General features: G+C 35.3%; 24 protein-coding genes. 5 read left to right on the top strand and 19 right to left on the bottom strand.

Annotation, left to right across the window (positions count from 1 at the left end):
• Nucleotides 1-224 precede the first annotated feature (224 nt).
• The gene (locus G6O70_RS05165) at nt 225-1,487 is read left to right on the top strand and encodes an ISL3 family transposase (protein ID WP_219934280.1); all 1,263 of its coding nucleotides are present in this window, start codon (nt 225-227) and stop codon (nt 1,485-1,487) included.
• Nucleotides 1,488-1,579: 92 nt separating this feature from the next.
• Here G6O70_RS05165 and G6O70_RS05160 read toward each other — a convergent pair whose 3' ends face one another.
• The 6 genes from G6O70_RS05160 to G6O70_RS05135 all read right to left on the bottom strand — a co-directional run bounded on the left by G6O70_RS05160 (nt 1,580) and on the right by G6O70_RS05135 (nt 8,027).
• Entirely contained in the window at nt 1,580-3,097 is a 1,518-nt protein-coding gene (locus tag G6O70_RS05160) for a DEAD/DEAH box helicase (RefSeq protein WP_057870230.1), read from the bottom strand.
• A 36-nt stretch (nt 3,098-3,133) separates the two neighbouring features.
• On the bottom strand, nt 3,134-4,501 hold the full coding sequence (locus G6O70_RS05155) for a UDP-N-acetylmuramoyl-tripeptide--D-alanyl-D-alanine ligase (RefSeq protein ID WP_057870231.1): 1,368 nt from the start codon (nt 4,499-4,501) through the stop codon (nt 3,134-3,136).
• Nucleotides 4,502-4,758: 257 nt separating this feature from the next.
• A complete protein-coding gene (locus G6O70_RS05150) occupies nt 4,759-5,544 on the bottom strand; it encodes a hypothetical protein (RefSeq protein WP_258236158.1) in 786 nt (261 codons plus the stop codon).
• Between the two features lie 28 nt (nt 5,545-5,572).
• Nucleotides 5,573-6,457 carry a zinc metalloprotease HtpX gene (htpX, locus tag G6O70_RS05145; RefSeq protein ID WP_057870233.1) on the bottom strand — a complete coding sequence of 295 codons (885 nt, stop codon included), beginning with the start codon at nt 6,455-6,457 and terminating at the stop codon, nt 5,573-5,575.
• A gap of 24 nt (nt 6,458-6,481) precedes the next feature.
• A complete protein-coding gene (locus G6O70_RS05140; protein ID WP_057870234.1) occupies nt 6,482-7,039 on the bottom strand; it encodes a LemA family protein in 558 nt (185 codons plus the stop codon).
• 559 nt (nt 7,040-7,598) lie between these two features.
• Nucleotides 7,599-8,027, bottom strand: coding sequence for a GNAT family N-acetyltransferase (locus G6O70_RS05135; RefSeq protein WP_057870235.1), 429 nt, complete (start codon nt 8,025-8,027; stop codon nt 7,599-7,601).
• Nucleotides 8,028-8,214: 187 nt separating this feature from the next.
• Here G6O70_RS05135 and G6O70_RS05130 point away from each other — a divergent pair, with 187 nt between their 5' ends.
• Nucleotides 8,215-8,352, top strand: a complete 138-nt coding sequence (locus G6O70_RS05130) for a hypothetical protein (protein WP_164478091.1) — start codon at nt 8,215-8,217, stop codon at nt 8,350-8,352.
• A gap of 182 nt (nt 8,353-8,534) precedes the next feature.
• On the opposite strand, the gene G6O70_RS05125 is transcribed toward G6O70_RS05130, so the two are convergent.
• The 4 genes from G6O70_RS05125 to G6O70_RS05110 all read right to left on the bottom strand — a co-directional run bounded on the left by G6O70_RS05125 (nt 8,535) and on the right by G6O70_RS05110 (nt 13,076).
• Nucleotides 8,535-9,842, bottom strand: a complete 1,308-nt coding sequence (locus G6O70_RS05125; RefSeq protein WP_057870236.1) for an NCS2 family permease — start codon at nt 9,840-9,842, stop codon at nt 8,535-8,537.
• A gap of 297 nt (nt 9,843-10,139) precedes the next feature.
• On the bottom strand, nt 10,140-10,397 hold the full coding sequence (locus G6O70_RS05120; RefSeq protein WP_003687273.1) for a type B 50S ribosomal protein L31: 258 nt from the start codon (nt 10,395-10,397) through the stop codon (nt 10,140-10,142).
• A gap of 102 nt (nt 10,398-10,499) precedes the next feature.
• On the bottom strand, nt 10,500-11,723 hold the full coding sequence (rho, locus tag G6O70_RS05115; protein WP_057870237.1) for a transcription termination factor Rho: 1,224 nt from the start codon (nt 11,721-11,723) through the stop codon (nt 10,500-10,502).
• Nucleotides 11,724-11,798: 75 nt separating this feature from the next.
• Entirely contained in the window at nt 11,799-13,076 is a 1,278-nt protein-coding gene (locus G6O70_RS05110; RefSeq protein ID WP_057870238.1) for a UDP-N-acetylglucosamine 1-carboxyvinyltransferase, read from the bottom strand.
• A gap of 344 nt (nt 13,077-13,420) precedes the next feature.
• Here G6O70_RS05110 and G6O70_RS12185 point away from each other — a divergent pair, with 344 nt between their 5' ends.
• Both G6O70_RS12185 and G6O70_RS12180 read left to right on the top strand, forming a co-directional pair.
• Nucleotides 13,421-13,951 (top strand): helix-turn-helix domain-containing protein, encoded by a 531-nt coding sequence (locus G6O70_RS12185; RefSeq protein WP_057870480.1) that lies wholly within the window; start codon nt 13,421-13,423, stop codon nt 13,949-13,951.
• Complete coding sequence (locus G6O70_RS12180; RefSeq protein WP_309137219.1) at nt 13,894-14,835, top strand: IS3 family transposase; 942 nt, start codon at nt 13,894-13,896, stop codon at nt 14,833-14,835. The genes G6O70_RS12185 and G6O70_RS12180 overlap by 58 nt, the downstream gene beginning before the upstream one ends.
• A gap of 78 nt (nt 14,836-14,913) precedes the next feature.
• Here the strand turns inward: G6O70_RS12180 and G6O70_RS05100 are convergent, their stop codons facing one another.
• The 3 genes from G6O70_RS05100 to G6O70_RS05090 form a co-directional block, all read right to left on the bottom strand.
• Nucleotides 14,914-16,509, bottom strand: a complete 1,596-nt coding sequence (locus G6O70_RS05100; RefSeq protein WP_057869770.1) for a CTP synthase — start codon at nt 16,507-16,509, stop codon at nt 14,914-14,916.
• A gap of 191 nt (nt 16,510-16,700) precedes the next feature.
• Complete coding sequence (gene rpoE / locus G6O70_RS05095; protein ID WP_057869769.1) at nt 16,701-17,276, bottom strand: DNA-directed RNA polymerase subunit delta; 576 nt, start codon at nt 17,274-17,276, stop codon at nt 16,701-16,703.
• Between the two features lie 43 nt (nt 17,277-17,319).
• Nucleotides 17,320-17,751 carry a YwiB family protein gene (locus G6O70_RS05090; RefSeq protein ID WP_057869768.1) on the bottom strand — a complete coding sequence of 144 codons (432 nt, stop codon included), beginning with the start codon at nt 17,749-17,751 and terminating at the stop codon, nt 17,320-17,322.
• Nucleotides 17,752-17,899: 148 nt separating this feature from the next.
• On the opposite strand from G6O70_RS05090, the gene G6O70_RS05085 reads away from it, so the two are divergent.
• Entirely contained in the window at nt 17,900-19,264 is a 1,365-nt protein-coding gene (locus G6O70_RS05085) for an HD domain-containing protein (protein ID WP_187327478.1), read from the top strand.
• An 86-nt stretch (nt 19,265-19,350) separates the two neighbouring features.
• Here the strand turns inward: G6O70_RS05085 and G6O70_RS05080 are convergent, their stop codons facing one another.
• The 6 genes from G6O70_RS05080 to G6O70_RS05055 all read right to left on the bottom strand — a co-directional run bounded on the left by G6O70_RS05080 (nt 19,351) and on the right by G6O70_RS05055 (nt 23,647).
• On the bottom strand, nt 19,351-19,641 hold the full coding sequence (locus tag G6O70_RS05080; RefSeq protein ID WP_057869766.1) for a hypothetical protein: 291 nt from the start codon (nt 19,639-19,641) through the stop codon (nt 19,351-19,353).
• A 20-nt stretch (nt 19,642-19,661) separates the two neighbouring features.
• The gene (locus tag G6O70_RS05075; protein WP_057869765.1) at nt 19,662-20,057 is read right to left on the bottom strand and encodes a hypothetical protein; all 396 of its coding nucleotides are present in this window, start codon (nt 20,055-20,057) and stop codon (nt 19,662-19,664) included.
• A gap of 295 nt (nt 20,058-20,352) precedes the next feature.
• The gene (locus tag G6O70_RS05070) at nt 20,353-20,718 is read right to left on the bottom strand and encodes a DUF3899 domain-containing protein (protein ID WP_057869764.1); all 366 of its coding nucleotides are present in this window, start codon (nt 20,716-20,718) and stop codon (nt 20,353-20,355) included.
• 14 nt (nt 20,719-20,732) lie between these two features.
• Nucleotides 20,733-21,710 carry a tetratricopeptide repeat protein gene (locus G6O70_RS05065; RefSeq protein ID WP_057869763.1) on the bottom strand — a complete coding sequence of 326 codons (978 nt, stop codon included), beginning with the start codon at nt 21,708-21,710 and terminating at the stop codon, nt 20,733-20,735.
• Between the two features lie 78 nt (nt 21,711-21,788).
• On the bottom strand, nt 21,789-22,556 hold the full coding sequence (locus G6O70_RS05060; RefSeq protein WP_057869762.1) for a YibE/F family protein: 768 nt from the start codon (nt 22,554-22,556) through the stop codon (nt 21,789-21,791).
• The gene (locus G6O70_RS05055; protein WP_057869761.1) at nt 22,553-23,647 is read right to left on the bottom strand and encodes a YibE/F family protein; all 1,095 of its coding nucleotides are present in this window, start codon (nt 23,645-23,647) and stop codon (nt 22,553-22,555) included. Before G6O70_RS05055 ends, G6O70_RS05060 begins: the two co-directional genes overlap by 4 nt.
• Nucleotides 23,648-23,733: the final 86 nt, after the last annotated feature.

The following is a 23,733-nucleotide window of genomic DNA, read 5'->3' as shown; positions in this document are numbered from 1 at the left end:
GATAACCACATTTTATTTTACTACTATAAACTATTCATGGGATACTTGAATTTAAAATAATTACAAATACGTAAAAAAACTGTGACATTAGATTATTGGGCTCTAAAATATTGGGTGTTGATGAACTTCCATCAACACCCAATTTTCATGTACAATAAAAGGACAAGTTCCCAAATGCACCACCACATACCAACCAAAGTAAAAGTAAAGGCAAGTGAGAAAACATGTCCCAAGACTATTCTATCGAAAATATACTTCAAATCCAAGACCCAAATATTAAATGTATCAGTATTGACAATTCTGATCCCAAGAAACAAGTCATTCATGCCAAATTAACTTATTCGATAAAGCGCTGTCCACTTTGTGGCCAATCCCAAGTAGTCCGTTTTGGAACTAATTTGATCAACGTCAGGATGCCACCTATCAAAGAACGACCAGTTATCTTAAAACTGCTTAAACAACGTTATCTGTGCAAAAGAGGGCAACATACTTTTAGTGCTGAAACGTCGCTAGTTAAACCACACTGTCAAATCTCAGAAGATACCAAACAGATGATTATTCTACAGCTTACTAAAGATCGTAGTATTACTGATATTGCAGAGGAATTAAATGTTTCACCAGTGGCAGTTAATCGAGTACTTGATTCATTAGCGATTCAGACTAAGACCGCCTTGCTTACCTTACCAACTACGTTGTGTTTTGATGAATTTCGCTCCACTGGTCATCAGATGAGTTTTATTGCCATTGATGGTGATACACATCGGCTAGTTTCTGTTTTACCTAATCGCCTTAATCGAAGTATCCAAAATCACTTTGAAAGTAACTATTCCTTAGCTGAACGTAGGAAAGTTAAACAAGTAGTTATTGATTTCAATGCACAGTATCAATCCGTAATTCACATAATTTTTCCAGAAGCAAAAGTTATCGCCGATAACTTTCATCTAGTTCAAATGGGACTCCAAGCACTGAACCAGACACGCGTACAGTTAATGCATCGATTCACTCAAAATTCACGAGAATATCGAGTTCTCAAACATCACTGGCGTTTATTTTTAAAAACTTATTCTGGCTTAAATCAACGTAAACCACAATGGTTTGCGCATTTAAAGAACTGGTTCACCCAAGAACAATTAGTCTGGCAAGGTCTTGAGTTAGATTCAACCTACCAACACACTTACTTCGTTGCGCATTCCCTAGTTGATGCCTTAAGAAAGCGTGATTATTTAAAGTTCATTAAAACACTAAATCGAGCTGACAAAGTCAGCCCACAGCTTGAAACTACAATAAAGACCTATCGCAAATATCTACCATTAATTAAAAACATGATGGCAAGCAACTATTCAAATGGCCCACTAGAAGGTGTTAATCGCAAAATCAAACAAATTAAACGCACGGCATACGGCTATAGAAACTGGTCACATTTTTACACCCGGATTAGAATTGAATTTACGATTCGAATAAAAAAAAGAAAACCAATTCGAAAATGAATTGATTTTCTTTTAAAAATTTCCCATCAACAGCGGTTGACAAAGAGCCGATTATTGCCACAGTCAATATTCACCATTATACCCAGAATAATTTAGCCTTCTTTAGTTCTGATAGTAAACTTTCTCTTTTTTTTGTTGTCGCGATTAAACTTATCACGATTTTGGTCCTTTTTTGGTTTACGTCCATTATTGCTCTTATGGTTACCTGATTTATTATCTCTTCTTTGATAACCACCCTTATTGCCTCGGCGGTTACGATCGTAATGGTTAGAAGAACCCTTCTTGTGCCTTGGTAATGGGCGCTCAGGTGTTATTTTAACAGGAACCTCGTTTGCAGCATCTTTCGTCATTTCATTCAACAAAGCTGCTACAAGATCTTGTGTATCATATTTTGCTAACAATTCAGTTGTTTGTTTTTCAAACTTCTGCGTGTCAGTTTTCTTAATCAGATCATCAATGTCATCAATTGCTGATGTAATTTGTCCATTGAATGCTTCTTGTTCTGTAGGTGGCTTTAAATTACTCATGCGCTTCTTTGTCAACTTCTCAATAACGCGTAAATAATCCATTTCATTTGGAGTAACAAAAGTAACCGAGACGCCATGATGTCCCGCACGACCTGTACGGCCAATACGATGAACATAACTTTCTGGATCTTGTGGAATATCATAATTATACACGTGAGTGACACCAGAGATATCAAGACCACGTGCTGCCACATCAGTAGCAACTAAAATATCTAATTTTCCTGCTTTAAACTGTTTCAAGATGCTCATACGACGCTGTTGTGACAAATCCCCATGAATTCCCTTGGCATTATACCCACGAGTTTCTAATCCTTTTGAGAGTTCATCAACACGTCTTTTAGTTCTACCAAAGACAATTGTAAGTTCAGGTGCTTGAACATCAAGAATTCTTGTCATTACATCAAATTTCTCGAAGTCACGTGAACGAACATAATACTGATCTACCAAATCAGTTGTTAGTTCTTTTGCTTTAATTTTGACAACACTTGGCTTTTGCATAAACTTTTCGCCAATTTTCAGAATAGCTGGAGGCATCGTTGCAGAAAATAACAATGTTTGTCTTTTTTCTGGAACAGCCTCAATAATACTCTCAATATCCTCAACGAATCCCATATCAAGCATTTCATCAGCTTCATCTAATACCATTACGTTAACAGAATCGAGTTTAACAGTTCTTCTTCGAATATGATCCAAAAGGCGTCCTGGTGTGCCAACCAAAATTTGTGGAGCCTTCTTTAAAGAATTAATCTGTCGACGAATATCTGCTCCACCATATACAACTTGTACCTTAGCACGTTCATCGCGGCCTAAACGATATAACTCTTCTTGTGTTTGAATTGCCAATTCACGCGTAGGTGAAACAATTACGGCTTGTATTTCATTTTTCTTTGTATCAATTTTATTTAAAATTGGTAATCCAAAAGCGGCAGTCTTCCCTGTACCAGTTTGAGCTTGTCCAATAACATCCTCACCCTTCAAAACTAATGGAATTGTTTCTGCCTGAATAGGTGTTGCTTCCTCAAACCCACTACGGTTTATTGCCTTTAAGATATTTTCTGAAAGACCAAGTTCTGTAAATTTCAAAAATTATTTCCTCCTGTTTTATTAAAAACTATTCTTCTACACTAACTTCTCTAATACGTTCTCCAGATGAATTCCATGACTTCCCTTCAATAACACTGAGTCGTCAGCTGAAATTTCACTTTGCAAATCCGCAACCAGTTCCATTTTTTCAGTTGCTTTATACAAATGAAGATGTTCCTTATCAAATTTTGATACTAATTTTGTAGCTAAAGGTTCTACTTCTTCCCCACAAAGATACACACTATCAATTTTATCTGGATCAATAACTTCAGCTAAGCTTTCATGCATCTCTTTTGAGCTGATTCCAAGCTGCAACATATCGCCTATCACTATCATTCTTTTTCCCTTTGTTGAAGCATTAGAAAAAGCTTTTATAACTAGCTTCGCAGCTGACGGATTAGAATTATATACATCACTCAAAATCTGTTCGCCTTTTGCTCCTTGCAACCATTGTGTTCTATTTTTAGTCAATTCAAAAGACTTGAGTGCTTTTTTCATCTCTTCAACGGGTATTCTGAAAAGCTTTCCTACACTCAGGGCCGCCAAAGCATTAATTACGTTATATGATCCAATCATTGGAATTACGAAATTTTCGTTTTCCCACTGTACTACCCTAAAACTTGTTTCTTCATCATTGCTTACAACATTCAGAGCACGTAAGTTAACATTATCCGAGGTCCCAAAAGTATTAGTTTCTTGGGCTATCTCCTTTGTTCTCTGAATAAGCAAGGGTTCATCACCATTATAAATGAGTACTCCGTCTTCCTTTAATCCATGCGTTATTTCCATTTTTGCATCAGCTATTTTGTCTCTTGTGCCAAAAAACTCAATATGAGCTTCACCAATCATAGTAATAACAGCAATGTCAGGCTCAACAAGATGGCTAAGTTCATCTAACTCACCAAAATGGTCCATTCCCATTTCGATAACCAAAACTTCAGTATTCGGTTCCATTGATAAGACTGTCATCGGAACTCCAATAAAATTATTAAAATTATCATGTGTTTTTTGTACATTAAACCGTCTTCCAAGAATAGCAGCTACCATATCCTTAGTCGTGGTTTTACCATTACTCCCAGTGATAGCAACAACTTTGGGATTTATCTTCTGAAGATAATAATGTGCAAGTTTCTGCATTGCCTGCAAACTATTTGAGACAACCAATTTGGGGATTAATGCCGCATTCTCGTCATGGTCTTCTTGCCACAACGTTGCAACTGCCCCATTTTTGATTGCATTCTCAATATAATCATGCCCATCATGTTCCGCGACTAACGGTATAAATAGTGCACCTTGTTCAAGCGAACGAGTATCAAAAGAGACACTAGTAACAACAATCTCTTCCCACTCCTCCTTCGGTTCAACTTGTAGAGCTTTCGCAATTTCCGCTAATCGCATCTTCATGTAAATTTCTTCCCTTCATGCCATACTGTACAAAAGCTAATTTTCAACTTTATGTTAATAATATACAGTACTTCCATTAAAATTGTCCTATGCCATTGTATCACAAAAAATAAAATATCTTAAACTAAACACAAAATAAGACAGTGTTTATTTATTGGTTTCTAATACTCTCATCATTTGAGTACTCTTTCACTACTCTGCCAACAAAATAATTCTGTCTTCTTAGTATTAAAGAATTTCATGCAACGATAATATAGTTAGAAATTTAAACTATCCTCAAGTAATTCTGGTGCCAAAATTTTTAGTTTCCACTCTGTCGAATTCAAATAATATTTTAATTCACCGACCAGTTTAGATTTTTCAATCAACATTGTAGGTTCATGCCACTTTAGTTGATATACCGAATCTGGTGCTAAGAAAAAAGGAACTGTTAGCTCTTGCCCTTTTATCTGAATTTCACCAAAATCAAGTACCGTTCCCAACACCATTAAGGAATCAATTTCCTTAATAATTGAAGTATCAAGTAACTGAAAACGATGCCGTGATCTTAAAAAAGGTTTTCTTTCACGATAAGTACTAGCTAGTTTATTGGTTATACAAGTTGCAAGAATTTGATAAAAATGTGGCAAATAACGATAGTATACCTTTTTTGCACCATTTGGTAAAGTCAAATATACATAATTATTTTGTAATTTATAATAAAATGGAGATTTAAGATGTGTATACGCGTGTCCCAAGTATAACAATTCAGCAACTTCGTGTGGGGTTAGTGATTCTAAATCATTAACTTCATCAAAATCTATCCAGTCAATATTTTGATTCGAATTTGGAAGAAGAAACTTTTGCACGCTCTCTTCTTCCAAGTACATATTAAATCCAGAATATATATCTATTTCTTGATTTGGGTCTACGTTACCTAATGACAATAAATTCTTAGGTTTAACTTTTACGCCCCTAAAAAAGTCTAAATTTGAAATTCCATACGTTAATGTTAAATGCGATACCTTTTCGATGTGCACATATATAAGGTTATTACGCATCATCAAACCTCTATTCTATTTAAAATAATTATTACATTTTTTTCAATCGTTTAATTCGTTCTTCAGTTGATGGATGAGTATCAAATAAATGTGTCCACGAACTATCTTTGAACGGATTAGATATATAAAGTGAGGAACTACTTGGATCAGCAGATTTCAGTGGCTCACTATTTGAAATCTTCTCCAATGCACTTATCAAGCCCTGAGGATTACGCGTTAACTCAACCCCAGAAGCATCAGCGAGAAACTCTCGATTGCGTGACAAGGCCATTTGAGCCAAAGATGCAGCCAAGGGTCCTACTATCAAAACTACTATCGACAAAACAAGAATCAACCAACCGCCATTACTCTCGTTATCTCTTTTGCGACCTCCGCCCCACCAAAATGAGTTATATCCAATATTTACTAAAATCGAAATTACAGATACGAGTGCTAGTGCTGTTGTCTGCAAACGGATATCATAATTACGAATATGAGATACCTCGTGAGCAATCACACCTTCTAGCTCTTCTCTATTCAACCTAGTTAATAACCCTTGGGTAACCGCTACAGCGGAGTGCTCCGGATCCCTGCCTGTTGCAAATGCATTGGGGCTCTCATCATCAATGGTAAAAACCCTTGGCATAGGAACCTTGCCTACTAGTGCCATGTCTTCAATTATATGCCAAAGCTCTGGAAAGTCGCTTTCTTGTTTAACCTCAACAGCATTATTCATTCCCATCACAATGTCAGTCGAACGAGATAACATTGAAAACATGTAAAAGATTCCAATAACAGCAGCCATTAAAATACCAGCCAACGAACTATTGAAGAAAACATAACCTATCGCTGCTCCAATAAGAATTACTAATAAGAAAAAGGCGATCATAACGTAAATTGTTCGCCTTTTATTCTGTGCTATTTGCTGAAATAACATCTTCAAAACTCCTTCAACAAAATTTTATTCAAAAGATACCTTAGGTGCAGCTTTTTCTTCAGACGGAACTTCCAAATAATTAACTTTTGTTAAGCCATGTGCCTTTGCAACAAAATTAGATGGAAAAGTCATAATTTTCTGATTAAACGAAGCTGCAGAAGAGTTAAATAACTGACGAGAATATGCTATCTTGTTCTCAGTGTTGCTCAACTCTTCCATTAGTTTTGCGAATTCCTGATTTGCCTTCAAATCAGGATAACTTTCAGCCAATGCAAAAATTGATTTCAGAGAGTCGGAAAGTTGATTTGACAACTCCATTTTTTCCTCATGTGCATCATTTGGCAATTGCACCATTTGGTTACGTAACTCAACAACCTTTGCAAGAGTTTCACGTTCATGTTTGGCGTACCCCTTTGTAGTTTCAACAAGATTTGGAATCAAATCATTCCTGCGTTTAAGTTGCACATCAATTTGACTCCAAGACTCCTCTGTATAAACCTTCGCTGTTTGCAAACCATTATATAGAGCAATATATCCAAAAACAACCACTGCAATAATGATGATAACTATAATCCAAGCCATTTTAAATTCCTCCACTGTTTATAAATTGTGAATCAAAGTCTAAGCAACGACAACTATTGAAACAACATCTACTTTTTATTCTAAAAAACAAAAAATATTAATGTAGGTTTCAATAATTTATTCCAATCTGTTAGTTGCAACTAAAACTCCCAATAAATTATCTTGAGTTAATCATAGCAAATTTATTACCCATTATAAAGCCGATTACATTATAATTTGAAAATTATTAAAATTCATTTTCAAATTACTAATATTTATTAGACTTTATCAGAATTTTCTTCATTTGCGGTTTAAATTTCAGCATTTTTAAAATTTTTTATTTTTTTGCAAAAAAGTAAGCCATAACTTTATTGTTATGGCTTACAGGTAAGGTACCATTAATTAAAATGATAGTAGGGTCAATTCCACAATGAACACCTACAAACACGCTGGAAATCCGCCAGCATTTGTGTCCCTCTCGAAAAAAATCACTAGCCGCCACAGCGGAACGAATAAATTCGTCTGATTACTTCGACTCATCGCATAAGACTAAGTCTACCCCTTTCTTACAAAAAGTCAACTATAATTTTTTGTTCATTTTATGATGTGGGATTCCTGCATCCAAAAAGCCTACTCCGACAACCTCAAAACCTAATTTAGAATAAAAATCCTGTGCTTGGTCTTGGGCTCCTAACGTTAAGTATGAGACTTTGTCTTCCACTGCAATTTCTTCAATACACTTCAGCAGCTCTTTTGCATATCCTTTGTGGCGTTGACTATTCAAAGTAGCCACTCTTTGAATGTGCCATGCACCATTTTCTTCAATTATTCTAGCAGTGACAACAGCTTGGTTGTCTACGTACCCAACATAATGCATTGCTAATTCCTCAGCATCAATTTCTAATGCTTCTGGCACTCCCTGTTCTACTACAAATACTTCCTTTCGAATTGCTAATGCATCTTGATAAACTTTGGATGTTAAATCATTAGTTCTGTAAAAGGCAATCATAACTTTGCAGCTCCCTCATATTTTTATTTCACTAACATACATTCTACATGGATAGTACGTACAAGAAAAGAAAAGATCTGTTTACTTAATAAGTATATCTTTTTTTGAATTTTGCCCTCGATTGAACTAAAATAGATTTGTGGAATAAATTCCATATGTGGATTCCAAAAAAAAAGAGGCGATTACAATGTCAAAGAAGTTGAGTAAGGAAGAAAAAAAAGCATTGGCTCGCAAAGCTTTGGAGGACCGCGCAAAGCATCCTGCAAAAAATGAAGGCTCTGGTTTTGCACGTCTTGATGCTGATGCAAAGAAGTTTGAAAGATAGACTATGTCTTTTAAATCATTTTTCAAATAAACTAAATTAAACAAAAGGGATACCGTAATTAGATATTAAACGGTATCCCTTTTGTCAACTATTCTTCTATCTACACGAGTTAGGTAAAAAGTTAAATCTTAACCTAGACTCGCCATTTATCTCCAACTATGTTACATAAATCACACTGCCTGTTAATGATTCAAAATCCAGAAAAATAGCAAGAATACAAAAAACAAGGCGTACATAATTGGGTGAACTTCTTTTCCTCTTTTGGCAGCTATCATTGCAATAGGATAAGCAATCACTCCAAGCGCCAATCCGTCTGAAATACTATACGTTAATGGCATTCCTAATAAAATTAAGAATGATGGAATTGCAATTTCCATTTTATCCCATTCGACTTTTTTCATATTTTGAGCCATTAACACCCCAACAATAATTAAAGCAGGTGCAGTTACTTGGTTTGTAACAACACTCAGAAGTGGTGAGAAAAACATGCCAAAAATGAATAAAATTCCTGTAACTACAGCTGTTAACCCTGAACGACCACCAACCGCAATTCCAGCTGATGATTCTACATAGGCTCCCACAGGGGATGTACCTAATAATGCCCCAGCTGTCATTGCAGTTGAATCAGATAACAACGCCTTACCCACTCTTGGCATCTTATTATCCTTCATAAAACCGGCTTGTTGTGCTAAACCCACTAAGGTACCTGCCGTATCGAAGAAAGTAACCAACAAAAATGTTAACACAACAACCACTAACTGAATTGAATTAATATCTGTAATATGTCGTATAGCTACTAGGAAAGTCGGTTTTAAGCTCGGAGCAGCAGAAATTACAGAATCTGGCAATTTAATCATTCCTGTAATTATACCTAAAATTGCAGTCGCAGTCATTCCAATGAAGATATTTCCAGGAACGCGACGTATTAATAAAATTGCACTAACTGCAAGCCCGAAAATAGTTAACCAAGTTGTTCCCGAAAAACTGCCTAAAGCAACCAAAGTAGATTTATCTGCGACAATAATCCCACCATTTTCTAGACCAATAAATGCAATAAATAGTCCAATTCCAGCTGAAATTGCGTATTTTAAATTAGCAGGAATCGCATCAATAATTAATTCTCGTAACTTAAAGATCGTAATCAATAAAAAAATAATTGAAGCTATTAGAACTCCAGCCAAAGCTGTTTGCCAAGGCACTTTCATTCCAATACAAACTGAATAAGTGAAAAATGCATTAATTCCCAATGCTGGTGCTGTAGCAATTGGATATTTTGCGTATAATCCCATTAAAATACAACCAATTGCACTTGCAATAGCTGTTGCTGTAAAAACAGCTCCTTTATCCATTCCCGCATCACCAAGCACACTAGGATTAACAAAAAGTATGTATGCCATTGAAATGAATGTTGTAAATCCGGCTAGTAATTCACGAACGATAGTCGATCCTAATTCATTAATTTGAAAATAAGACTCGATTTTTTCTTTCAAAACTCTTACCCCTTTTCACGAACATTAAAATTCGTATTTTATATAAAGCCCGTTAATTAATATACTACAATGTAAAAAAAAAGCAAATACGAATGTTATAGCATTATAATGTTCGTATTTTACCCAAAGAGAATTTATTTTTATATTTTAAATCATTAACTGCAGGAAAACTAATTATTATATTTAAAAAAACGAGTCTAACCAATTTAGTTTATTAGCAAATACAGCAATATAAAAAGAGTGTTACAATCCCCAACGAGATTAAAACACTCTTTTCGCCTACTCCATAATAAAAAATTAGTCTTCTTTGTTTGCAAAACCATATTTTTTGTTGAAACGATCCACACGTCCATCTGCTTGTGTAAACTTCTGACGTCCTGTGTAGAATGGATGTGAATCACTTGAAATTTCAACACGAATCAATGGATATGTGTTTCCATCTTCCCATTCAATCGTTTCTGCTGAATTCTTAGTTGAACCTGAGATAAACTTATATCCTGTAGATGAATCTAAGAAAACAACTTTATGATAATCTGGATGAATTCCTGGTCTCATTTTATACTCTCCTTTGCCCTGACCCATTTGCTGTGTCAGAGTTAATCTTTTATACAACAACAAACATTCTAACATGAATAAAAAAGATAAGCAATTATCTTTTTATTTCTTTTTTTGTAAATTAACATTGATCTCATTAATAAAAGTCTCATTATCTTTTGTTTTCTTCAAAGCTGTAATAACACGCTCAGTCTGCTTAGCAATATCACCATTCAAGTCCTTGCGCAGTTTCCACATAAAATTCAACTTCTCCTCAGAAAGTAATAATTCTTCCTTACGAGTTCCCGATTTTTTCAAATCAACAGCAGGGAAGATGCGTCGTTCTGCCAAATCTCGCGCCAGTTGAATTTCCTGATTACCGGTTCCCTTGAATTCTTCATAGATAACATCATCCATCCGGCTACCAGTATCGACAAGTGAAGTTGCCAAAATTGTCAAACTACCGCCCTCTTCAATATTTCGAGCAGCCCCAAAAAATTTCTTAGGTTTGAATAAAGCCGCTGGATCAATTCCACCCGAGAGTGTTCTTCCACTTGGAGGAACAACTAAATTATATGCTCTAGCCAATCTTGTTAATGAATCTAGTAAAATTACAACATCTTGTTTATCTTCAACTAACCTCATCGCACGTTCTAAAACAAGTTCCGAAACTCTAACATGATTCTCTGGTTTTTGATCAAAAGTTGAATAAACAACCTCACCTGCTACTGTTCTTTCGAGATCTGTAACTTCTTCTGGCCTTTCATCGATTAACAATACAATTAACTTAGCTTTCGGAAAATTTTGCGTAATTCCATTAGCAATCGCCTTCAATAAACTCGTTTTTCCAGCCTTGGGAGGTGCAACAATCAGACCTCGTTGCCCAAAACCAATCGGTGCAAACAAATCTAGAATTCTTGTAGACAAAACTGTTTGTGTTGTTTCTAGCTTCAACTGTTTTGTTGGATACAAGGCTGTCAACGCTGGGAAATGGGGTCTTTCTTTTGCGTCCTCAGGATGTTTCCCATTGACACTATCAACATGCATCATCCCATAATAACGTTCATTTGGTTTTGGCTGACGAACTTTACCTGCAACCAAATCACCATTACGTAAACCAAATCTTCTAATCTGCGATGACGAGATGTAGATATCTTCTTGTGAAGAACCATAATTAATTGGTCGTAAAAAGCCAAATCCATCCTGTTGTGTTGTTATGTCCAAAACACCCGACATATAATAAAATCCCTGTTCTTGTGCTTGCGCTCTGATAATCGCTAATGAGAGTTCTTTTTTATTCATTTGACTGTAATAGGGAATTTTAAAGTCACGAGCATATGTGTAAATTTCTTTTAGATTTTTATCTTTTAAATCAACTAATGTTAGATTTTTCGTAGTCTTTTCTCCTCAACTATCACTGCTTTAATGGTTTTCACACTCATCATCCACTATTTTAATTTCAACGTTCAAATTTCTTAACTTCTCAATAATGCGTTCATATCCACGCAAAATATTATCGGCATGTGTAATCGTTGTTACTCCCTTAGACATTAATGCCAGTCCTAACAACGAAACTCCCGCTCTGATTTCACTTGCTTTGACAGTTGCACCACGTAAGTTATCAGAATGTCCGACAGTAATTACACCGTCACTACTGGAGATTGCAGCACCCATTTTTTGCATCTCAGTAATGTGCTTAATACGCTCAGGATACAATGTATCAATAATCTTACTTTCTCCATTTGCCCTCATCAACAGAGGTGTTATTGGTTGTTGCAAGTCTGTGGCAAATCCTGGAAAAGGTGATGTTTTAACCGTGACCGGGTTTAAATTATCCCCACCCTTCACATAAATACTGTCCTCATTAACCTCCAAGTAGATGCCCATTTCAACAAGCTTAGCAATAAATGGTTCCAAATGTTCAGTAATAACATTCTTTACTAACACACCCTCACCATTTGCAGCAGCAAATGCCAAATAAGTCCCTGCTTCAATTCTATCAGGAATAATAGTATGTGTATTGGTAGCTTTTAGACTTGACACACCCTTTATTCTGATGACATCAGTTCCTGCACCACGAATTTGAGCCCCCATATTGTTTAAGAAAGTTGCTAAATCAACAATTTCAGGTTCTTTAGCTGCATTTTCAATAATTGTTGTCCCACTAGCTCTAACAGCCGCTAAAAGAACGTTAATCGTTGCTCCAACAGAAACAATATCGAAGAAAATTCTTGTCCCTTGTAATCCATTTTCTCCAGTTTTAATTCTCACGGCATCATTTTCTTCAATTACTTGTGCCCCAAGTGCCTTAAATCCTTTAATATGCTGATCAATTGGCCTCGGTCCTATATTATCTCCACCTGGGAAACCAACAACCGCCTCACCAAACTTTCCTAAGAGTGCCCCCATAAAATAATAAGAGGCCCTTAAACTTTTAATTGCTCCACCTGGCAGTGGTACGCTTTTTATTTGTGTAGGATCTATTTCTAACTCGCCTTTGTTAAACACTGATTTAACATTCATTGATTCTAGGATTAACATTAAGTTATGAACATCTAAAATATCTGGAACTGAATCAAATTTAACCGGTGTATCTGCTAAAATCGCAGCCGGTATGAGGGCAACTGTACTATTTTTTGCTCCGCCAATTGTGACCTTGCCTGACAGTTTTTGCCCTCCTCTAATAATCATTTTTTTCATTTTTTTAAAATCTCCACTCGATTATCAAGTCAATATAATATACAAATTAGGTGTTTCCTTACTTTTTTGGTACACCAACATTTGGCACAAAAAGTGTCTCTTTTTATATTACAAGATAGGCAGTCAGGTTTCAATTAAAAAAGGCTTAAATTAAGAAATTTCTTCTTAAATATTCGTTGATAAAAATAATTAATTCTCTTAAAAGATTTCTTTGCTTATTTTTCGTTACTTTACAAACATAAAAAAATAGCTTTGAAAGTTATTAAAACAATAAAAAAGGCAAGAAATTATTCCAAATAGTGAAGTGAACCCCCGAGATTGGACAACAATCTCGGGGGTTTACTATGACTAAATTTAATTTAGAGTTACGGATTTCTATTGTGACAGAATATTTAACGGGTATTAGTTCCATTCAATTGGCCAGAAAATACCATATTGCCAACAATGAAACGATTCTCCTATGGGTTCATCGCTTTAATCGTTTTGGCATTGCAGGATTAAAACCGAAATCTATGAATTTGGAATACTCTAGTGAATTCAAGATAGAAGTATTAAACTGGAAACAACAGCACAAAGCTTCGCTTCCAGAAACAGCACTACATTTCAACCTCTCTTCACCAAGTACTATCTGGCAATGGCAAAGAAAGTTTGATTTAGAGGGGCTCAGTGGACTAAATAGAGTGAGAGGAAATCCAAAGACTATGTCTAAACATAAAAAAGTGACCAAACCCACAACGGCACAAATCCAAGCACGCCACGATAAAAATGAGTTAAAGCAACTCAAGCAAGAAAATAAGATGTTAAGAATCGAGAACGAATTTTTAAAAAAACTCGATGCCTTAGATCACGAAAAATCAGCTCACGAGAAACCGTGACCTTAATTGATGATCTGAGGCGGGTCTTCAAAACGTCGATTAGTTTTATCCTTAAAGCCGTTAAGGTACCACGTAGCACGTACTATTACACTAAGCACAGTCAGGGACGAGAATATGAGAATGACCAGGTTATCCAAGCCATTGATGAAATTCGGCAAACAGATGCCAAGTATACTCAAAAATACGGTTACCGTCGCATAACGTTAGTTATGCATGAACAGGGATTTAAAGTTAATCATAAACGCGTCCTCCGAATTATGAAGGAGCAAGGCTGGACATGTCAGGCCTTTAATAAGCAAACTCGCAAATATAACTCATACAAAGGAACTGTTGGTAGAATAGCCAAAAATAAGTTACACCGTCGATTCAAGACAGATCGACCATATCAAAAACTCGTCGCCGACGTTAGTGAATTTCGATACGGTCAGATGAGTCAAAGTGAGCGAATCTATTTAGAACCCATCATGGATTTATTTTCGGGTGAAATTTTGGCATTTAACATTAGTGCACACCCAACTCTTGAATTTGCGTTGAAACCACTAAAAGAAGCATTAGATGGATTACCTGAGCTTCCTTATAGAACAACGGTACACACAGATCAAGGATTTCAGTATCAACATAAACAGTGGCAAAAAACGCTTAAAACTCATCATACCTTTCAGAGTATGTCCCGTAAGGCTACCTGCTTAGATAACGCCGCCATGGAATCATTTTTTCATCTCATGAAAGCAGAGATGATGGATGAACACTTCGAAAATTCAGAGAGTCTCGCGCAAGCGATGACTGAATGGATTGAATTTTATAATAACCGTAGAATCAGGACCAAACTAAAAGGCAAGTCACCGGTACAATACCGAGAACTTGCCAATCAGTTAGCAGCTTAATTTAGTTGTCCAAACTTGTGGGTTCACTTCATAGAAATCTGTAATAATTCTTGCTTTTTTATTATCAATTCTCAATCTTTACTTAGAACATGCAACTACGAAAGCTTGAAATAGTCCTTCAGGTCTTTGTGGTCTTGAAAGAAATTCAGGATGATACTGTGCAGCTACAAAAAATTTATGTTTACTTAACTCAATAACTTCAACTAAACGATTATCAGGTGAAGTTCCTGCAAATGTTAATCCATTTTCAGTAAATGACTTGCGATACTCATTATTAAATTCATAACGGTGACGATGACGTTCTTGAATAACTTCTTGATTATTATAAGCAGTTGCTGCGACTGAACCTTGTTTTAGCTTGCATGGATACAGACCTAATCTTTGTGTGCCACCCATTTCTTCAACATCTTCTTGATCAGCCATCAAATCAATGATCTTGTTAGCACACCTAGAATCAACCTCTGTCGTATTTGCATCACTAAGACCAACCACATTACGAGCAAATTCGATACATGCCATTTGCATTCCCAAACATATTCCTAGGAATGGAACATTATTTTCACGCGCATATTTAATTGATTCAATCATGCCTTCAAGTCCACGATCTCCAAATCCTCCAGGCACAATAATTCCATCATATGATCCCAATTCAGTTGCGACATTTTCAGCATTCAATTTCTCTGAATCAAATAATGAAATTTCAATATCAGCATTTATGGTATATCCTGCGTGCTTTAAAGCCTCAGCAACTGAAATATAAGCATCCGGTAATTTCACATATTTTCCCACTAAAGCAATTTTTACGGACTTCTCAAGGTGCTTAACTCTATTAGTTAATTCTTCCCATTCACTCATATCTGATTCTGGCGATTCAATATGCAACAACTTGCAAACAAAATCGTCCATATGCTGTGCTTTTAAATTCAAAGGAATTTCGTACAATGTTTCAACATCCATTGACTCAATTACAGCTTCCGGTTCCACATCACAAAAGCTTGCAATTTTATTACGCATACTATCAGAAATATGTTGTTCAGTTCTCACAACTAAAATATTCGGTTGAATCCCTAATCCTCGAAGTTCCTTAACACTATGTTGTGTTGGTTTAGTTTTCATCTCACCTGCAGCTCTAAGATAAGGAACTAATGTTGTATGAATATAAACTACATTTTCACTACCAACTTCTGCTTTCATTTGTCGCAAGGCTTCTAAAAATGGAAGTGACTCAATATCGCCAACTGTTCCTCCGACCTCTGTAATTACAACATCGGCATTAGTCGTAGTCCCAGCACGCATTACTTTTTCTTTAATCATATTAGTAATATGCGGAATTACCTGAACAGTTGCACCCAGATAATCACCCCTGCGTTCCTTACGGATAACCTCTGAATAAATTTTACCAGTTGTAACATTTGAATATTTGTTCAAATTAATATCAATAAAGCGCTCATAATGTCCCAAATCCAAGTCCGTTTCAGTACCATCATCTGTTACAAAAACCTCTCCATGTTGGTAAGGACTCATAGTTCCAGGATCAACGTTGATATAGGGATCAAATTTTTGAATCATAACTTTAAGTCCCCTGTTTTTAAGAAGTCTTCCAAGAGATGCAGCAACAATTCCCTTTCCTAGTGATGACACAACGCCACCTGTCACAAAAATATATTTGGTCATTAAAAATTCTCCTTTGAATATTTTTTCAGGGTAGACACATAATTAATACACATATAAAAATAAAAATAACAAGCTCCCTATTCTGGTGAATAGGGAGCTTGTATAACTACCGTCCAATGACTCCACACAAAAGAATGAAGTGCCCAACAAAGATTGTACCCAAAAATAATTATCTAGTCAAGACCTAGTAATTATAATTCGTTATCTTCTTCGATATCATCATCTGACATTTCAGTTAATTGACCTTCAATTCCATCTGGTAGGTCTTCTTCATCTTCGTCTGCGTCATCAATATCATTTAAATCTTTGCTGTATTCTTTAAGTTCAGCATTATCATCGTCATTTGCATAATCAATGTCTAAATCATCATCTTCTGGATCATCATCATTATAGTCGATAACATCGTCGTCTTCACTTGCATCGGCCATGAAAGCATTAACTTTCTTGCGTTTCTTACTCTTTGGCTCATCAGTTTCTTCATCTTCAGTATGAACAACTGCTTCGTCAATAGAATCATACGGATACCATGAACGTAAGCCCCAAAGATTGTCACCCAAAGAAATAAAGCTACCATCTACATTTAAGTCAGTATAAAACTGTGAGAGTCTTTCTCTGATTTCTTCATCGCTCTTGCCAAGATATTCTTGTACAGCATTCACCAAATCGGCAAAAGGAGTAACATCCCCCCGTTGACTTAAAATCGCATGTGCAACTTCAATCAATGATAGTTCACTTTTGTTAGCATCCTTGAATTTTTCTAGCTCCAAACGGTACACGTCCCTTCTACAGTCTAAATATTATCATACATTCTTACACACTAAATTGCAATCTTATTTTGTACTCACCTAAAAGGTTTCCTCCACTATACAGAAAGTAATCAATATTCACTGTGCCTACCAATGGAAAATCACTAATATTGACACTTAACAAAGGCGTAACCGTTTCAATCGGAATTTCACCATAAGGTGTCCGATAAGTAGCAGATACTCTTTTGTTATTTTCAAAAAACAGTTGCATCCGCATTTCCTTACTCTTTCTTGTCAATTGGATACCACCATTATTATTGATCTTAAAAGTTACAACTGCCTTTTCTTGTTTATCATCATCCTCAGTATATCGAAGATAAATTGAATTTCCCATCTGAAATAATTGGCCTTCAAATTTTCGATCATACTTACTAATCTCACCATCTTGCTTGGTAAAAGTTTGGAGAGTTATTAAAATATCCGTCCCAGTACTCAAAAAACCATCCCTTTTGTTATCGTATTATAGCATTTCTTCAATCCAATCACTATATATTTCCCCGGTACACTATGCAACAAATATTATATTAAGTTATAATTAATATAATTGATTTATCTATGCATATCAATATAGGAGTTGATTAGATATCACTGTTTATACAAGTAAGAAATTAAAAAGAGAAAAAGTTTTGAGAGACCCAATTCATAGCTATATTTATGTTCAACATCAAGTGATTTTGGATCTTATTAACACCCGTGAGTTTCAGCGCTTACGCCGTATTCGTCAGCTTGGAACTGCCAGCAGTACCTTTCATGGCGCAGAGCATTCACGGTTTACACATTCAGTTGGTGTATATGAAATTACACGTCAAATCTGTGATAACTTTCAACGTAATTATCCTTCTCAAAGTACTGACGATGGCCTTTGGAATGATGATGAACGTCTAGTTGCTTTGTGTGCCGCGTTACTCCATGATATTGGTCACGGTCCCTACTCACATACCTTTGAACATATTTTCGGAACTAATCATGAAAATGTAACAGTTGAAATCCTAACCTCGCCTGCCACAGAAGTTAATAAGGTTTTACGTGAAGTTGCTCCCGACTTTCCAGAAAAAGTTGCCAGTGTAATCCAAAAAACGTATCCTAACCCACAGGTCGTTCAAATGATTTCAAGTCAAATTGATGCTGATCGGATGGATTATCTGCTTAGGGATTCTTATTATACGGGGACTAATTATGGAACTTTTGATTTGCGCAGAATCTTGCGGGTCATGCGTCCTTATAAAAATGGTATTACTTTCCATATCAGCGGTATGCATGCTGTTGAAGATTATATTGTTAGTCGTTTTCAAATGTATCAACAAGTTTATTTCCATCCTGTATCACGTTCCATGGAAGTAATTCTAAATCGGTTACTTCAAAGAGCAAAATTTCTTTTTGAAAACAATCAATTAACCGAAGAAACCCCTCCTCACCTGTTGTTACCTTTTTTCGAAAATAATTTTTCAGTTGAAGACTACATTCGTCTTGATGACGGTGTTTTAAATACCTACTTTATTCAATGGTCTATGAGTCCTGATAAAATACTGAGCGATTTAGCTAGCCGTTTCTTGAATCGTAAGCCGTTGAAGTCTGCACGCTTTTCTGCAACTACTAGCAACCAAATTCCTAAATTGTGCGAGTTAGTTTCAGCAGCTGGTTACAATGCAGCTTACTATACTGCAACTAATGATAGCTTTGATTTACCATACGATGTTTATGCACCTAGTCAAAGCAAGAAAATAACACAAATCGAGTTATATCAAGATGATGGTACTTTAATTGAGCTTTCAAAAGTAAGCAAGCTTGTTGCTGCAATCACTGGGGAGTTCTCCGGTGATGAACGTTTTTTCTTTCCTAGAGAAATGCTGACCTCTTCAAGAGAAATTGATTTGTTCGCACCAATTTATGAACAATTTCAAAGACATTTAAAAAATGGATGGTTAATTGACAAAAAAACTGACTATTAAAATAAAAAATTTTTTTGTGAGGATTACTTTTTGATAACCGACAAAAGGAGCTGGCCAAGTTAAATTTTGGTCACGCTTCTTTTTTATTATAATATTGTAAATTTTTTATTTTCTTGCCCACTCAGTTGCTTTACTAGTTTTAACCCCGCCTCAGTTAGCGATCCTGGACATAAGTTTACAAAACTACTGCCAACTTTTCTAGGACACTTTGTTGTTATTTTTGCTGTAAAAAGTAATAACTCTATAGTTGCCAGTTCCTGAATTCTAATTCCTTTTGAAGTCGCGAAATCAATCACTTGATATTCTCGAACTTCCAGCTTATTTTCAGAACAAATGGCTAAAAAAGCCAAGAAGTCCGCAATAAAATCATAATCCATCAATACTATTCCTCCATTATCTATACTTTATAGAGATAACATTTGTCTATGTTTAAAATTTTTGTTCTTTTTATTTTTGTTTGTTTACATAAATCTGGATTCTTACTTATCTTTTTCTCAAAAATCTTTAATACAGAAATTATTTTCTCAAGATACAATACTCGTTCTTCGATTTTTTGTTTCTTTTTCAGATTATCTGTAACTAATCCGCTGCAAGAAATATCACTTAAAATTTTTTGATACCTAACCAGTGCAAATTTAATATTTAAAGTAGAAGAAACTGTTTTAAAATTTTCTGGATCTTGACAATTTTCAAGTAAGTCAAAAAATTCAAGATAATGCCATAACTTTATAGTGTACTCACTATAATATCGTTCAAAAATATGCTCTTCATTTCTTATATTTCTCGTCTTCAATACACTCTCTCCTAGGTTAAAAGGCTGGTTCAAGAATTAAGTTTTGATTCAGTCCCTCTATTTATCACGAATGATTTTGTTCCAGAGATCAAAATTCTCTGTCTAATTTAAAATTATTCATAGCACAATCTTTTTAAATTCGAGTTAATTTCCCAACTTATGCCATGCTCACATATAAAAGTGTACTATTACCTTATGGAACAAGAGTTTTTTATTTTTTTGCAAAAGAAAAAAAAAGAAACCAGCTATGAAATATATGCGTTTTTCGCAAATTTCAATGCAGTTTCTTTTTTACTCAGAAGGTAATTATAATAGATAATATGATGTATGTGATTCCTATGATCAGAGTGCTTTTACCAAATTTACTAGCACGAATTGGTTGGTTCTTAACTCTACCCACTTCACGTATATTGATTTTAGCCTGCTGATATTCATCGTCGGTCTCGCCTTTTTTCTTGTGTTTGAACCAACCAGCCAATAAATGAGCCCCTAATAAAACATCTATAATTGTCAGACAAATGGCAGCCAATCCTGCCATAAACAAAATATTAGAAATTAATATTTTATCTACGCCGATAAAGACTACAATTGCTAACAAGAGCCCAATAATTTGAATAGCTAAAGTGCTCTTAAAATAATATTTTCCTTTGAATCTCTCCATTTACTTCCATCCATCTAATTAATATTTGTGTATTCACCCGTAATTTCATCAGCCTTTTGTACTTTTTCGGTTGTATAATTATACTTATACATTCCTTTTAGGTTAGAGACATTGACATTATCTGGGCTAGTATGTCTAATCTCAATCTGATATGTGTCATCATCTAATTTCGTAACATAGTATTGATCCCCTGCTTCTTGTGGAATTCCTGTTACCTCACGAAACTTCGTCAAAATTTGTGCATCAGACACTTCAGCAACTACAGATGAAACTTGACTATTGGTTGCACTACTGATTGAGCTTCCCGTCTTGCTAGCATAAGTTGAGCTAACAATCTTTGAGCTTCGTGCATTCGTGTAACCGCTGATTGTCGTCGTTTTACTAGTTGCTTTAGCTTGTGAAGCAACACTTTGATTTTGTGCAGTCGCTATCTTCTGCTGGTAACTCTTTACTTTTTCTTGATAAGAGGCCACTGCCTGATATTTACTAGATAATGCCATTAGTGTTTGATAACTTCCGCCAGCTTCAGAATATTTCCCCGCATTATAGTATGCTACCGTTTCGTTATAATAAAGTTTAGCAAGTTTGACAGCCTGATACTCTTTTTGCACTGCAGCAATCTGTTTAACTAGTTTAGCTGGTTCTTTAACTTTAGCTAACTGCTGCAATTTTTTTGCTGCTTTAGCTAATTTATTTTCAGTTACAGCTCTTTTAGCGGACAATAAATCACCAAGATTATTATACAGTGATTTAACTTTTTTGTTTCCAGTATTCTGAGAAACTACCTTTCCTAATTCCGTATATGCTTGTTGTGGTGCTCCTTTGTCAAGATACTTTAGTGCCATTGTATAATGTGATTTAACCTGCTCGGTTGTCATCGAAGAACTACTACTACTATTCTTACTACTATGATTGGTAGAGCATCCAACCGCTACAGTTGCTAACACACTGAGCGCTCCCCCCAAAAAGGCCTTTTTTATTCGCATTTTCATAATTGGCTGCCTCCCTACTGATATTATTTTACCTACAGAAATTATAACATGACGAGTATCATTTAGTACTCAACTAGTTTATGGTTTCTTAGCAATATTCATTTTATTTGTCTTAAAAACCGTTATCTCAATGGTTACCCATATAACTAGCACAACTGAAATTGCAGCATAAATCACCAACATTGTCTCACTCGCAAAAATTTTGGAATTTGCATAATAGCCAAAACTTGCATCTAATTTTGAGATTAACACAAATAACGCTAAATTGCCTCCAAACATACCAAAGAATAGTGTATTAAATGTCATCCCCATTATCTGCAATCCAATATTCCTACCACTTATTCTTAATTCCTGGACTGTTTTTGCCGCTCCTTGCTCAATTATTTCCTCCATTCCACTTGCAACCGCAATTGCTGCTTCGGCTATCGCTCCAAGTGTACTTAAAATTGTTGTTGCAATTGCAATTGATGCAAAGTTAACACCAATTGCAACATTGAAAGCCTCAATTTCTTCTGATTGTTCATTACTAAAGCCGTATATCTGCATTAAATAGTTCATTGGAACAATCAAAATCAGCATCACTGCTAAAACAAGTAACGTTGCTATAAAAGCGGTATTGGTCTGGGTCTCATTGTTATTCCCCACATAAATAATAATTGCAAGGATAGTTATCCCCGTAAACATCATCACAAAAATAGGTGGAAATCCCCCCGCTATCAAAATAACCGTCAAAAAAAGCAAGCCAAAATTCACAATTAATGTAAAAAAAGCTGAGACTCCTCTTTTTCCACCACTTAAAACCATTAAAAGGGCCAAAACAATTATCAAAATTACTATCGTATTCATGACTTACTCCTCTCTAAGGACCAAGCAGCCAAAAAACTTGCGGCCGGAATCACCAATGCTATCCCTATTCCACTAATCACCGCTTGCACTAATCCTAACGACATTGTCCAAGAAAAAGTATAGCCAATTGTATTGTTGGTTCTAAAATATAGAACAGCCATTGTAAATGTTTCAGCAAAAAAAATTAATAGCAAAACATTAATCAAGGGCCCCATAATATCCTTGCCAACTTCTCTTCCCGAGCGATAAAGTTGCTGAAAAGAGACTTCTGGCTGGCTACGTTTTAATTCAAATAACGTCGATACAATATCTGTTGCTGCATCCATAACAGTTCCTAATAAACCAATTAATGTTGCAGATAAAAATAATTGCTTCGGTTGCTGTGTAGCAAAATCTAGTGCCTCATAATGCATTCCACTGTCATTGGTTACCCACATTACCCCCGTAGAAATAAGGAATGCAATTGCAGTTCCAATGATAATTGCAGCAAACGTAACTGTAAATTGCCTATTAATTCCAATTATTATAGCTAGTGTAATTGCGGTAAAAATAATTGCACTAATCGCAAAAATTATAAAAAAGTTTGTAATATTCCAAGAAACATCAAGTTGTACAATTATCAAAAACAAGATGAAATTAATTAGAACACTTAGGATTGTTCGCACACCATCAATCTTCATTACAATGAATAACAAACAAACCATTATCCAACACATCATAAATAAATAGGTATCCCGTTTATAATTTGTCGGAGTCACTTCAAACTTTCCGTTATCATGATTAAGTGTAACAAAGAGCTGCTGCCCCTTACGATAATTTTGGCTTAGTCCCCCAGATGCTGCATATGTATTTTGAAAACTAAACTTTGCTCCCTTTTTTTTACCATTCAGAAGTACCCCATAAACTGTTTGATCAGTCTTTTTATCATGATTTCCATATTCATCTGAGGATTTGAATGTTTTTCCTTGTTTAACATGCGTAACTTGTAAAATTGACTGCTTGTACAAAAACGCATCATGTGTGGATATTACAAAAATAAAGAACGCTCCCAAAAGCAAAATAACGCACTCAAAAAAAAATTTTTTTTTCATTTTGTACTCTCTTTTCTTACTACTTTGGATAAAAGATACCATTCATATCTTTTTTTTGAAAGATGCAATTGATTTTCTTAAAAGAA

It is taken from the genome of Liquorilactobacillus hordei DSM 19519, assembly GCF_019443985.1.
GTDB classification, from domain to species: domain Bacteria; phylum Bacillota; class Bacilli; order Lactobacillales; family Lactobacillaceae; genus Liquorilactobacillus; species Liquorilactobacillus hordei.
This window is presented reverse-complemented; position numbering and strand designations above follow the sequence as displayed.